Raw genomic sequence first — 13,384 nt, 5'->3', positions numbered from 1 at the left:
GACCCATGACTCGCGCGGGCGACGATGCAGTGGGGGTACCGCCCGCTTGCGGGGGACGCAGCGATGAGGTGGGGGCACCTCCCGCTTGCGGGGGAGAGCGGCGCTCATGACCCCCGGGCCGTTGATCGTGCAGTCCGACAAGACGGTGCTGCTCGAAGTGGACCACGAGCTGGCCGGCGAGGCACGCGCCGCCATCTCGCCGTTCGCCGAGCTGGAACGCGCACCCGAACACGTGCACACCTACCGGATCACGCCGCTGGCGCTGTGGAACGCCCGCGCCGCCGGGCACGACGCCGAGCAGGTCGTCGACGCGCTGGTCTGTTACTCCCGCTACGCGGTGCCGCAGCCACTGCTGGTCGACATCGTCGACACCATGGCCCGTTACGGTCGGCTGCAATTGGTCAAAAACCCCGCGCATGGCCTGACGTTGGTGAGCCAGGACCGCGCAGTGCTCGCGGAGGTGCTGCGCAACAAGAAGATCGCACCGATGCTGGGTGCCCGCATCGACGAGGACACCGTTGTCGTGCACCCCAGCGAACGCGGCCGGGTCAAGCAGCTGCTGCTCAAGATCGGTTGGCCCGCAGAGGATCTCGCCGGATACGTCGACGGCGAAGCGCACCCGATCAGCCTGCACCAGGAGGGCTGGGAGCTGCGCGACTACCAGCAAGTGGCCGCGGACTCGTTCTGGGCCGGCGGCTCCGGGGTAGTGGTGCTGCCCTGCGGCGCGGGCAAGACTCTGGTCGGCGCGGCCGCCATGGCCAAAGCGTGTGCGACAACACTGATCCTGGTCACCAACATCGTCGCGGCCCGGCAATGGAAACGCGAGCTGGTTGCCCGCACCTCGCTGACCGCGGACGAGATCGGCGAATACTCGGGCGAACGCAAGGAAATTCGGCCTGTCACCATCTCGACATACCAGATGATCACCCGCCGCATCAAAGGCGAGTACCGGCATCTGGAGCTGTTCGACAGCCGCGACTGGGGGCTGATCATTTACGACGAGGTGCATCTGCTGCCGGCACCGGTGTTCCGGATGACCGCCGACCTGCAATCTAAGCGGCGGCTGGGTCTCACCGCGACACTAATCCGTGAGGATGGCCGCGAGGGTGACGTTTTCTCCCTCATCGGCCCGAAACGCTATGACGCGCCCTGGAAGGACATCGAGGCACAGGGCTGGATCGCGCCGGCCGAGTGCGTCGAAATCCGGGTCACGATGACCGACAACGAACGAATGATGTACGCCACCGCAGAACCCGAGGAACGCTACCGACTGTGCTCGACGGTGCACACCAAAATCGCTGTGGTCAAGTCGATTCTAGCGAAGCACCCCGGCGAGCAGACCCTGGTGATCGGCGCTTACCTCGACCAACTGGAGGAACTTGGCGCAGAGCTGGACGCTCCGGTGATCCAGGGCTCGACGAAAACCGCCGAACGCGAAGCGCTCTTCGATGCCTTCCGCCGCGGCAAGGTCTCCAAGCTGGTGGTGTCCAAGGTGGCCAACTTCTCCATCGACTTGCCGGAAGCCTCGGTGGCGGTGCAGGTTTCGGGTACTTTCGGCTCCCGCCAGGAGGAGGCCCAGCGGCTCGGCCGGATACTGCGGCCCAAGGCCGACGGTGGCGGCGCGATCTTCTACTCTGTGGTGGCCCGCGACAGCCTGGACGCCGAGTACGCCGCACACCGGCAGCGGTTCTTGGCCGAGCAGGGCTACGGTTACATCATCCGCGACGCGGACGACCTACTTGGCCCGGCGATTTAGATTGCACCGACGCTGCCTTACCGCGGTCGGCGCTCGGCTGCGCCTTTCCTGACCCGCTACCGACATGGCACCCCCGCCGTGGGTCCCCAACGCTATCCCAGACCTCCCCTCGGCTCGGTACTGTCAAGGACCCCAGCTGCGCTGGGCTAGGACGCCCGACGCTGCCCTCGGCGGGTGAGCCCAGCAAAAGCATCAAGCCTTCGAACCAAAGTTGCCGATTGCACGTATAGCTCGACAAAGCAGGCGATACGATCTGCCTGTCTGACAGATCGGGGTGAGGCGACATGAGCTGGCTCGTCACTGGAGGTCAGAACGATGGTGAATGTGATCACTGCGCCGGAGATGGTGGCAGCGGCGGCAACGGATTTGGCCAACATTGACGCGGTGATCACCGCCGCTAATGCCGCGGCCGCAGGCCCGACGATGTCGGTGCTGGCTTCGGCCGCCGATGAGGTGTCGGTGGCGATCGCGCAGCTGTTCGGCGCGTACGCGCAGAGCTATCAGTCCCTTAGTGCGCAAGCGGCGACGTTTCATGCGCGGTTTGTCCAGGCCTTGATTGCCGCTGGCAATGCGTACGCGACCGCGGAGGCGGCCAACGCCACGGCGTTGCAGACCCTAGAGCAACAGGCGCTCGGTGTGATCAACGCACCCACCCAGACGCTGCTGGGGCGCCCGTTGATCGGCAACGGCGCCGCCGGGGCGCCCGGAACCGGGCAAAATGGAGCGCCCGGTGGGCTGCTCTACGGAAACGGCGGGGCCGGCGGGTCTGGCGGCGGCAGCCATCCCGGAGGCGGTAACGGCGGCGACGCAGGGCTCTTCGGCCGCGGCGGTGCCGGTGGGCTAGGTGCCCCTGGGGCGCCCGGCGGCAACGGCGGGAACGGCGGGCTGATTTACGGCATCGGCGGCGCCGGCGGGGCCGGCGGCAACGCCATCGTCCCGGGTGGCAATGGCGGCATGGGCGGCAACGGCGGATCGGCTGGGTTATTCGGTCAGGGCGGGCCCGGCGGCAGCGGCGGCCTGGGCGCGGTCGGCGCCGACGGTGTCAACCCCAGCCCGCTCCCGGCAGGCCCCGCCGCGGCCTCCGGCACCCCAGGCACCACCATTGCGAACTATGGCGGGCCCGGTGGGCCCGGCGCCAACGGAGTCAGCGGCCCCACCGTCGGTCAGCCGGGCGGTACCGGGGGTGGGGGCGGCAACGGGGATTTGGCCGGCGGTAATGGCGGCAACGGGGGAATCGGTGGTGACGGTGCCCGGGGTGGCATGGGCGGTGCCGGCGGAACCGGCAACAACTTCGGGGGCGGCGCGGGCGGCGCCGGGGGGGCCGGCGGCGCCGGCGCAACCGGCGGCATGGGCGGTGCCGGCGGAGATAGCGTCACCGGCATCGGCGGCGCCGGCGGCAACGGCGGCACCGGGGGCACCGGCGCTGCGGGCGGCATGGGCGGCACCGGCGGCACCGGCGTCGTGGGCGGCCCCGGCGGGACCGGCGGGGCTGGCGGTGTCGGCGCCTCCGGCGGCGCTGGCGGCAGCGGCGGCGCCGGGGGTGCCGGCGGGCGGGGCGGCCTATTGATGGGCGACGGCGGCGTCGGCGGAACCGGAGGCGCCGGCGCCGACGGCGGTACCGGAGACCAGGGCGGGAACGGCGGCAAAGGGGGCACCGGCGGATTGAACCTCGCCAACACCGATCGGGGCAATGGCGGCAACGGCGGCAACGGCGGCAACGGCGGTGCCGGCGGCGCGGGCGGAAACGGCGGAAACGGCGGCGCGGGCGGGGCCAGCGGGCTTTGGGGCAGCGCGGGGACTCCCGGTGCCGGCGGCACCGCGGGTGCCGGCGGCACCGGGGGCAGCCCCGGATCCGGGGGTGCCGGCGGAGCAACCGCAGGCATCGGCCCCTTTCCCGGCCTCCCCGGTGGCCCCGGTCAGACTGGCGCCACGGGGGCCGACGGCATAGACGGCCTCCCCGGCTGACGAACGGGCATGGCGGGGCGTGCCAGTCGCGGGCGGCCAACCGAAACGGCCGAATCATTTCGGCAAACAGCACGCGACGGTGCTCGGCCAACAGCCGACAGGCGCCGCCCGCCACCGGTTGTTCGCCCCACCAACGACACCACGCAGCAGATGGGCTAAAGGTTGTCACGGCCACACCAATCCGCGAGGCGCACCCCTTCCCGGCCCAAACCACGGACCGAGTCCGTGGTGCTGATGTGCTCATAAGGGGGTAGGGTTACTCCCTCGACCGTCGCGCCCCGCATCGCGCTAGGTCGAAACGATGGTCCGTGACGCGGCGCCCGGCGTGCGTATACCTGAGCCGGTCCGAGCCACTGATTCCCGAGCACATGGCCGCTCGCCTCGGCCCGCAGTTGACGAACCGGCTCGTGCATTTGCCGCAGCCCCGACGCGTCGATCGGCTCGCCATTGGCTATCAGCCCGCCACCGGCGTCGACCGGCATCGAGGCGTAGGTGTGAACGTGGCGTGCACTTCGTAGGCGCTGTACCGGCGGGCAGCTTGGCCGGATCATTCTCGGGTAGCCGCCCCACGACTCGGATCACGTCACCGAGCCGGAGCAAGCCCACGCCGAGCGGCACGAATTCCTTACCGGCAGGACACGCTTACGGAGGTCCGGGCGGACACCTCGCCAACAGAATAATGCGGCTCACCAGAGCGTCACGACAGCGTTCCACCAATGCGAAATACACGTTCTCGCAGTTCAAGACGGGAGTTGAAGGGTTGTCAGACTCGCCTCTGTTCTTCAAGCGACAACCGGCGGCCGCCGGTTGTCGCTCCCAGCCGGGCACAAAGAGCACCCTTCGTGCCAGAGGCCAGCGGGACAGATGTGACCGGCGAGCACCGACCAACCACGTCGGCTGACGTGGATCGCCGCTGCCCGATATGAGAGACGATCATGCCGGTCACAGTGATACTCGAACTCAGGCTGAAGCCCGACGTGGTGTCTGCGGCGTGCGCTGTCATGGGCCGGGCGCTGCGGGGTACCCGGGCGTTCGACGAGAACCTCGGTAACGATGTACTCGTCGATCAGGACGACGAAGCACGCTGGCTTATCCACGAACTCCGGGAGACGGTCGAGCACGACGAGGCCTACCGCAGATTTCGCGCCGCCGAAGGCCGGCTGACGGAACTCCCGTCACTGCTGGCCACGCCTCCAGTTAAAGAGGAGGTACTCCACTACCGATATCTAGCTCAGAGCGGGAATTACCTCGCGTTCGAAAAGCTCGATTCCGGAGCGGTCATACGCGGCCTCCGGGAAATAGCAGATCGCATACTCACACCCGAGGTCACGGATCTTCGCGATCCGCTCGATCACTTGTTCCGGCGTGCCCGTCGCCGAGTCCGGGCCACTGCCACCGGCGACCATTGAATCCGCGACGGCCTCGGGTACATAGCCGGCCAGGCGGTCACGGACCCGCTGCAGCCGGTCTTTGACATCGGTGTCCGAACTGCCGACCAGCGCGGTGAAGTTCGCCGATCGCACGATGGCGTCGAAGTCGGTGCCCAACTTGTCGCAGTGCTGTGCCAATACTTCTGACTTGTGGGCGAACGCCGCGGGCTCCGGCGTGAAGTTGGTGTATTGCGCGTACTGCGCCGCGATGCGCAGCGTTACCTTCTCGCCGCCGCCGGCAATCCATAGCGGAATACCATTGTTCTGCAAAGGCTTCGGAGCCACGATCGCGCCGTCGACCTGATAGTGCTCACCGTTGAAGCTGACTTTGCCGTCACGCCAGGCGGCCCGCATGATCTGCACGCCCTCGTCCAGCCGACCCAACCGCACGCCGGCCGACGGAAAGCCGTAGCCGTAAGCGCGCCACTCGTGTTCATACCAGCCACCGCCGACGCCCATCTGTATCCGCCCACCCGAGATGATGTCGGCAGTAGCCGCCACCTTGGCGAGGTAAACGGGATTGCGGTAGCTCATCGCCGTGCACATCTGACCGAGCTTGATCCGCGATGTGCTCGCCGCGTATGCCGCCATCAACGACCATGCCTCGTGGGTGGCTTCATCGGTGGGCAGCGGGACGGTATGGAAGTGGTCGTAGACCCACAGTGAGTCCCATGCGCTGTTGTCGGCGTAGGTGGCGAGATCGCGCATCACCGCCCAGTGCTTCTCGGGTTCGATGCCAACGAGATCCATTCGCCAGCCTTGCGGAATGAAAAGACCGAAGCGCATACCTTGGGACTCTAGGACTTAAAGCGTGATCGCCGCCAAGGTTGTGCGGCTCAACATAGTGAGGCATCCCAGGGGCTGGTTCTGATGAGCCGGGCTGGCCAGGCATGCCCTCGGCGCCGGGGTTGCCAGCAGAGCCGATGCTACCCATCGGCCTGCGGCCCACCGGAGTTGGTGGCCGCACCGCCGATGAGGGTATCGACGGCCAGGCGGCGAATCTTCGGCACGGCATTTCCACACAGTACTTGCGGATGACGCAAGAGATTGTTCGCAACCTTGTACTGGACGCCGATGTGCGGACTGCTTAGCGTGGCTTTGTAAACAGAAGACCGCTGATCAGAACCCCTCCACACAACATGTGGTTTACGCGGTGCCGAAGACCCCCACTTCGGGGCCGACAACCTTCGGTCGCTAGTCGCGGTGGAAGGACAAACAATGACGTTTGTGAACGTGGCGCCACGGCTGGTGGCGGCGGCTCCGGAATTGGCCGGGGTCGGTTTGGCGTCCGGCGCAGAGGTCGCACCGCTGCTTGGCGACGGCGCTGACCGCGCGCCGGGACCGGGGAGAGTTTGCCGTGGCTCGAGCTGATGGATGTGCGCAAGCCACACCCGCTGCACATGGGCGAGCGCGCGCTCGGGTGAGTGACGGTAGTGAGGCGTGATGGCGGCTCAGGTCGAAACGGTCACGGTGTTGTTCACCGATCTGGTCGATTCGACCGGGCTGGGGGCGCGAGTGGGTCCGGAGCGCGCCGAGGAGCTGCGCGTCGAACACTTCAGGCTGCTGCGGGAAGCAATCGCCGGCGCCAACGGGTTCGAGATCAAGAACACCGGAGACGGGGTGATGGTGGTATTGCCGTCGGCGGCCGCGGCCGTCGAATGCGCCCAAGCGATTCAGCAGCGCCACGAGCTGCGCAACCGGCGCGCCGCCGAACAGCTGCTGGTGCGGGTCGGGATCAGCATGGGCGATGCGACGCGCTCGGAGGGCGATGTGTTCGGTCCCCCGGTGGTGGAGGCGGCTCGGCTGTGCGCCAAGGCGAATCCGAGTCAGGTGTTGCTGTCCAACGTGACCCGGGTGATGGTCGGTCGTCGCGGCGAGCACACCTTCCGTTCGGTGGGTGAGCTCGAACTGAGGGGGCTGCCCGAGCCGGTGGCGGCGTGCGAGCTGGTGTGGGCATCGGTGAGGGGGGTGACCACTCCGTTGCCGCCGCGGCTGCAGGTGCTGCCGGAAACCGCCTATGTGGGCCGCGAAGACATCCTCGCCCGGTTATCGCAGGTGCGCCAGCTCGCTCTCGACGGTGCCCGCCAGGTGGTGCTGATCACCGGAGAGCCCGGGATCGGCAAGACGCGGTTGGCCACACATGTGGCGTTGGAGGCCAACGCCGAGGGCGCCACGGTGCTGTACGGGCATTGTGATGAGGAGCTGTCGGCCTCGTATCAGCCGTGGGTGCAGGCGTTGCGCGGCCTGGTCGAGCACGCCCCGATGGAGGTGCTGGCCCAGCATGTGAGCGCGCACGATGGTGAATTGTGCCGGTTGGTGCCCGAGCTGGCGCGCCGGCTGCCCAACGTGCCCGCCCCGCGGGTGAGTGATCCAGCGGCGGAGCGTTGCCTGCTGTTCGGGGCGGTCGTCGGACTGCTGCAGTGCGCGGCCACCCACGGGCTGGTGGTCGTGTTGCTCGATGATCTGCACTGGGCCGACAAACCCTCCCTGGCGCTGTTGAAGCACGTGGTGGCCCATGTGATGCGCGCGCAGCTGTTGGTGTTGGGCACCTACCGCGACAGCGAGACCGATGTGGATCATCCGCTCAGTGGGTTGCTGGCTGATCTGCGACGCGAACCCGGTGTGGAGTGGGTTGCGCTGCAGGGGTTGGCGCAGCCGGAGGTGGAGTCGCTGATGGCGGCCGCCGCGGGTCATGAGCTCAACGCCCAAGGGCTCGAGCTGGCCGAGGCGGTGCGCCGTGAAAGCGACGGCAACCCGTTCTTCGTGACCGAGATCCTGCGCCATCTAGTGGAGTCCGGCGGACTGGTGCAGGCCGACAGCGGCCGCTATGTGGTCACCGCCGAGGTCGCTGAGCTGGGTATCCCGCGCAGCGTCCGCGATGTTGTTGTGCAGCGGATCCACCGACTCGGGCCCGAGGCCGTCAGCGCTCTTGGCGCCGCGGCGGTGATAGGGCGCGAGTTCGATCTTGAGCTGCTGTCGGTAGTCACCGAGCGATACGAGGACGACCTGCTCGCCGTGCTGGAGTCGGCGGTGGCCGGGTCGGTCCTCCGGGAGAGCCCGCAGTCGCCGGGGCGGTTCATGTTCGCACACGCGCTGATCAACCACACCCTCTACGAGGACCTCGGCCGGACCCGGCGCGCGCGGCTGCACACCCGCATCGCCCAAGCCATCGAAGACACCGCAGGAGGCAGCATCGACGAGCGACTCGACGAGCTGGCCTACCACTGGGCGAGGGGCCAGGCGGCCAGCTTCGGCAAGGCGATCTCGTATGCCCGTCGGGCCGGGGAGCGGGCACTGGCGCACCTGGCCCCGGATCAGGCGCTGCGCTGGTTCACCCAGGCCCTCGAGGAGCTGGCCACAGCGGGCGAGGTCAGCGCGGCCGACCGCTGCGACCTGATGACCCTCATCGGCGAAGCCCAACGCCAGAGCGGCGATCCGGGCTACCGTGAGACGTTGCTGGCCGCCGGTGACATCGCCTCGCGGATGGGCGACGGAGAGCGGATGGCCAAAGCGGCGATCGCCAACACCCGCGGCTGGCTGAGCAACGTCGTCGATGTCGACGCCGAGCGCATCGCGGCACTGCAAGCGGCCATCGGCGCGCTGCCCGCCGGTTCCCCCAATCGTCCTCGGCTGCTCGCGCAGCTGGCCGCCGAGGCCTGCTTCGACTGGGATTTCACCACCCGGATACGCCCGCTGATTGATGAAGCCCAACAGTTGGCGCGCAACGACTCCGACAAACACGCACTGGCGCAGGTGCTTACTCTGGTCAACTCGGCACTGCTGGTGCGACCCGACCTGATGGCCGAGCGAATGGAGCTCACCAGCGAGCTGCTGGCTCTGGCCGATGGGGTAGATGACCCATTCCTGGGATGCATGGCCGCGGCCATGAGATTTTTCGCCACGGTCGAAGTCGCCGACATCGACCAAGCGCGCGACTGCGCGCACCGGGCGTGGCAGCTATCCGAGCGCACCGGTCAGCCCTGGATGAGATGGCTTGCCCGGTTTGTCGCGACAGTGATTGCCGCGATGGCCGGCGATCTGGAGCTCGCCGACCAGCATGCCAGCGATGCGCTGGATATCGGGGTGGCCATCGGCTTTCCGGACGCATTCTTCTTCTACAGCCCCCAGCTCAACTACCTGCGCTACGAGCAAGGCCGGTTCGAGGAAATCATCGACGCGAACGTCGAAATGAGAAAACTCGCGCCGCGGCTTTCGTCGATACCGGCCAGACTGTCGTTCTACCTCACCGAACTGGGTCGCCTCGACGAGGCCGCCGAACTGCTGGGCGAGATCACCCAAGCCGGTTTCGGGTCACTGAACCACGACTACCTCCGGCTCTACGCCCTGGCGTACTGGGGCCTGACCGCGGTGCGGGTCGGCGACCGCAACGTCATCGCAGAGATCTATGACCTGCTGTACCCCTACCGCAGCCACCTGATTTACCCGATCCCGATTGCATTCTCGTCCGCCCACACGATCCTCGGACGCCTGGCGGGCGCGCTGGGCCGGTTCGACGACGCCGAAGGGCACTTCGCCGCCGCTGCCGTGGTGCACGACCGCATCGGCGCACCGCTGTTTGAGGCGCGCAACCTGCTGTACTGGGCGGAGATGCTGCTGTCGCGAAACGCTGACGCAGACAAGCCACGCGCCCTGACGATGCTGCACCGCGCCCGCGACATCGCCGCGGCCCTGGGTGGGGTGGCGATCGTCCGGCACACCATACGTCTCATCGAGGCCATCGAAACGCACTGAATGGGGACCGATCATGGCAAACAGAATCGCGGCGCAGCTGGGAACGGGCCGCAGAAATAGCGCCCACGTTGTGAGCGACAACGGCGGCCGGATCCCGGCGACCGCGGATGCCGCAACGGTGCGGGCGAACACCCGACGCCCGCGGGCCGGCCACCCGCACGCCCCACTCACCCAACGCCGCCAGCCGTCACCGACGGCGGTGCTGCTGGTGGCGGCGTTCGGCGCCTTTCTGGCCTTTCTGGACTCGACGATCGTCAACATCGCCTTTCCGGCCATCCAGAGGCATTTTCAACACAGCGACATCGGCGGCCTGTCGTGGGTGCTCAACGGGTACAACATCGCGTTCGCCGCGTTCCTGGTGGCGGGCGGCAGGCTCGCTGACCTCCTCGGGCGCAAACGGATGTTTATCTACGGGGTCGTGTTGTTCACTGCCGCATCCGGTTTGTGCGCGGCCGCCGACACCGTCGGGGAGTTGGTTGCGTCGCGCGTGCTGCAGGGCATCGGGGCGGCGATATTGGTGCCGGCATCGCTCGGGCTTGTTGTCGAGAGCTTCGACGCCGCGCGCCGTGCGCGCGGGGTGAGCCTGTGGGGGGCGGCGGCGGCGATCGCGTCGGGCCTCGGCCCGCCGATCGGCGGCGCACTCGTGGACGCGTCAAGCTGGCGGTGGGTGTTTCTGGTGAACCTGCCGCTGGGTGTCGCGGCCGTGCTGGTGGCCCGGCGGGGGCTGATCGAGAGCCGCGCCTCGGGACGGCGGCGGGTACCCGATCTGCGGGGGGCTGTGCTGCTGGCCATCACGCTGGGGTTGCTGACGCTCGGGCTGATCAAGGGTCCCGACTGGGGCTGGGCCAGCGCGGCGCCCGTCGGGTCGTTCGTGGCCGCAGCGCTCGCGATGGCGGGATTCGGCGTGAGCTCGCGACATCACCCGACTCCACTGATCGAGCCGGCGTTGCTGCGTATCCGGTCGTTCGTGACCGGCAACACGCTGACCCTCGTCGCCAGCGCCGGCTTTTACGCCTACCTGCTGACGCATGTCCTGTTCCTGAACTATGTGTGGGGCTACAACCTATTGCGAGCCGGCCTGGCGGTCGCTCCCGCCGCGTTCGTCGCGGCCGTTGTCGCAGCGGTGCTCGGCCGGGTCGCTGACCGGCATGGCTACCGCGTCATCGTCGTCGCCGGCGCGCTGATCTGGGCCGGCAGCCTGCTGTGGTACATCGAACGCGTCGGGTCGAAACCCGACTTCCTGGGTGCGTGGCTGCCCGGCCAGCTGCTGCAGGGCATCGGAGTCGGCGCAACATTGCCGCTACTCGGCAGTGCCGCCCTGGCCGGGGTGGCCGCGGGCGGCAGCTTCGCCACCGCCTCGGCCGTCGTCAGCAGTACCCGCCAGCTCGGCGCCGTGATCGGCGTCGCGCTCCTGGTGGTCGTGGTGGGGAGGCCGGCTCGGGACGCGGCCGAAGAGGCCCTGCGCAGGGGATGGGTGCTGGCCGCGGTCTGTTTCGCGCTGACCGCGGCCGGAGCGGTGTTCCTGGGCCGCACCCGCCCCGTCGCCGCCCTAGATGAGCCCGAGCCCGCACCGCCCATCGGGTGGCCAGCACCGGATCTGGGGTCAACGCCGGCGTGCACACCGGTCGCAGCGCCGCCGGCGCCGTCCGGCGAGAGCGACCTGCTCAAATCTTTGCCGCTGTTCGCCGAGCTGGGCGAGGCCGCCCTGGCCGAACTGCGGGATCGCGCGGAGCAGGTCGAGCTGGAGGCGGGCTCGTACCTTTTCCACGCGGGCGAGACGTCCGATTCGCTCTACGTGGTGCGTAACGGCCGCCTGCAGGTGTTGCACGAGAAGGTCGTGGTCGCAGAGTTGGGCCGCGGCGACGTCGCGGGCGAGACGTCCGATTCACTCTACGTGGTGCGTGACGGCCGCCTTCAGGTGCTGCGCGAGAAGGTCGTGGTCGCAGAGTTGGGCCGCGGTGACGTCGTCGGCGAGCTGGGCCTGCTGATCGACGCTCCTCGATCCGCCTCGGTTCGCGCCGTGCGCGACTCCACGCTGCTGCGACTTACCAAGGCGCAATTCGACAAGATCGCCGACGCGGGCGTACTCGGTGCACTGGTTCGGGTCCTAGCCACCCGGCTGCACCAGACGCCGCCGTCGGTGATCGGACGCCCGTCACCGTCCGAGGCCGTCATCGCGATCATCGGTGTCGACGCCGGCGCGCCCGTCGAAATGGTGGCCGCCCAGCTGTTCACGGCGCTGTCAACCCGGCTGCGCGTGGAGAAACCCGGCCGCATCGACCGCGACGGGTTGGAACGCGCCGAGCGCTCCGCCGACAAGGTGTTGCTGCATGCCTCGGTCGACGAGGCGGGATGGCGGGACTTCTGCATGCGCGCCGCGGACCGCGTCGTGCTGGTCTCCGCTGATCCGGCACCGCCTCCCGAACCGCTGCCGGCACGAGCCTTAGGCGCCGACCTGGTGCTCGCCGGGCCCCCGGCGGCCCGCGATGACTGGCGGGCGTGGGAGACATTGATCACGCCACGGTCGGTGCATACCGTCCGGCGGGCACATGCGATGGCCGACCTGCGCCCGCTCGCGGCACGCATCGCGGGCCGCTCGGTCGGGCTGGTCCTCGGCGGTGGGGGTGCGCGTGCATTCGCCCACCTCGGGGTGCTGGCGGAGCTGGAGGCCGCCGGGGTCACCGTCGACCGGTTCGCCGGCGCCAGCATGGGCGCGATCATCGGCGCGTTCGCGGCCACCGGGATGGACGCCGCCGCCGTGGACGCCCATATCTTCGAGTACTCCATCCGCAACAACCCGATCGGCGACTACACGCTGCCGACCAAAGGGCTCATCCGTGGACGGCGCAGCGCGGCCCTGCTGCACGCCGCGTACGGTGAGCGGCTGGTGGAGGAGCTGCCGAAGCAATTCCGTTGTGTCAGCGTCGACTTGCTGGCGCGGCGGGCCGTTGTGCACCGCCGCGGCCTGCTCCGCGAGGTGGTCGGCTGTTCCCTGTCGCTGCCCGGGCTGTACCCGCCGAAACTCTACGAGGGCTCGCTGCATGTCGATGGCGGCGTGCTCGACAACCTGCCCGTGAACGCGCTGGAGCGCCGCGACGGCCCGTTGATCGCGGTGTACATCGGCAGTGGGAGAGAGGAGCGCCCCGGCCCGACGACCGCAGACGGGCGCCCACCACGGGTGCCGGGCATCGGCGACACCCTCATGCGCACCATGACGATCGGCAGCAGGATGGCGTCGGCGGCCTGGCTGGCGCGTGCCGACGTCGCGATCACCCCCGATGTCAGCGCCGTCGGACTGCTCGAGTTCCACCAGATCGACCGCGCCCGCGAGGCAGGCCGGATCGCCACCCGCGAGCTGTTGCCGCAAATCATGGCGTTGCTGAACCGCTGACCCGCGCTGTCGATCCGGTGCAACTTCACGGCGCGGCGGGGTCTTCGGAACACGCCGTCCGGATACACCTGCTATTGACTCGCGGAGGCC

At 68.6% G+C, this 13,384-nt stretch carries 6 protein-coding genes and 4 pseudogenes; 7 read left to right on the top strand and 3 right to left on the bottom strand.

Annotated features, from left to right (window positions below; translation table 11 throughout):
* Positions 1–5: 5 nt before the first annotated feature.
* The 3 genes and pseudogenes from G6N20_RS22055 to G6N20_RS00125 form a co-directional block, all read left to right on the top strand.
* A pseudogene (locus tag G6N20_RS22055) lies at positions 6–105 on the top strand (hypothetical protein); the annotation flags it as partial.
* Position 106: 1 nt separating this feature from the next.
* Entirely contained in the window at positions 107–1,756 is a 1,650-nt protein-coding gene (locus G6N20_RS00130; RefSeq protein WP_083051876.1) for a DNA repair helicase XPB, read from the top strand.
* Between the two features lie 315 nt (positions 1,757–2,071).
* The gene (locus G6N20_RS00125; protein ID WP_163662663.1) at positions 2,072–3,721 is read left to right on the top strand and encodes a PE family protein; all 1,650 of its coding nucleotides are present in this window, start codon (positions 2,072–2,074) and stop codon (positions 3,719–3,721) included.
* Positions 3,722–4,009: 288 nt separating this feature from the next.
* On the opposite strand, the pseudogene G6N20_RS20825 reads toward G6N20_RS00125, so the two are convergent.
* A pseudogene (locus G6N20_RS20825) lies at positions 4,010–4,206 on the bottom strand (thiolase family protein); the annotation flags it as partial.
* A 40-nt stretch (positions 4,207–4,246) separates the two neighbouring features.
* Positions 4,247–4,429: pseudogene (locus G6N20_RS00120) on the bottom strand (DNA-binding protein); the annotation flags it as partial.
* 227 nt (positions 4,430–4,656) lie between these two features.
* Here G6N20_RS00120 and G6N20_RS21855 point away from each other — a divergent pair.
* Positions 4,657–4,951: pseudogene (locus G6N20_RS21855) on the top strand (putative quinol monooxygenase).
* Here G6N20_RS21855 and G6N20_RS00110 read toward each other — a convergent pair.
* Positions 4,948–5,937: an LLM class F420-dependent oxidoreductase gene (locus G6N20_RS00110; protein ID WP_083051869.1), complete on the bottom strand. Its 990-nt coding sequence runs from the start codon at positions 5,935–5,937 to the stop codon at positions 4,948–4,950. The pseudogene G6N20_RS21855 and the gene G6N20_RS00110 sit on opposite strands and share 4 nt — an antisense overlap.
* A 432-nt stretch (positions 5,938–6,369) precedes the next feature.
* On the opposite strand from G6N20_RS00110, the gene G6N20_RS00105 reads away from it, so the two are divergent.
* The 3 genes from G6N20_RS00105 (at position 6,370) to G6N20_RS00095 (ending at position 13,294) form a co-directional block, all read left to right on the top strand.
* Positions 6,370–6,522, top strand: coding sequence for a hypothetical protein (locus tag G6N20_RS00105; RefSeq protein ID WP_158084804.1), 153 nt, complete (start codon positions 6,370–6,372; stop codon positions 6,520–6,522).
* A gap of 72 nt (positions 6,523–6,594) precedes the next feature.
* Positions 6,595–9,903: an AAA family ATPase gene (locus G6N20_RS00100; RefSeq protein WP_083051867.1), complete on the top strand. Its 3,309-nt coding sequence runs from the start codon at positions 6,595–6,597 to the stop codon at positions 9,901–9,903.
* Positions 9,904–9,916: 13 nt separating this feature from the next.
* Positions 9,917–13,294, top strand: coding sequence for an MFS transporter (locus G6N20_RS00095; protein ID WP_083051864.1), 3,378 nt, complete (start codon positions 9,917–9,919; stop codon positions 13,292–13,294).
* Positions 13,295–13,384: the final 90 nt, after the last annotated feature.

Origin of the sequence: Mycobacterium shinjukuense, from assembly GCF_010730055.1 — a bacterium.
In the GTDB taxonomy this organism is placed as follows: Bacteria; Actinomycetota; Actinomycetes; order Mycobacteriales; family Mycobacteriaceae; genus Mycobacterium; species Mycobacterium shinjukuense.
Note: the sequence above shows the minus strand (reverse complement) of the source record. Positions and strands in the feature narration are given on the sequence as shown.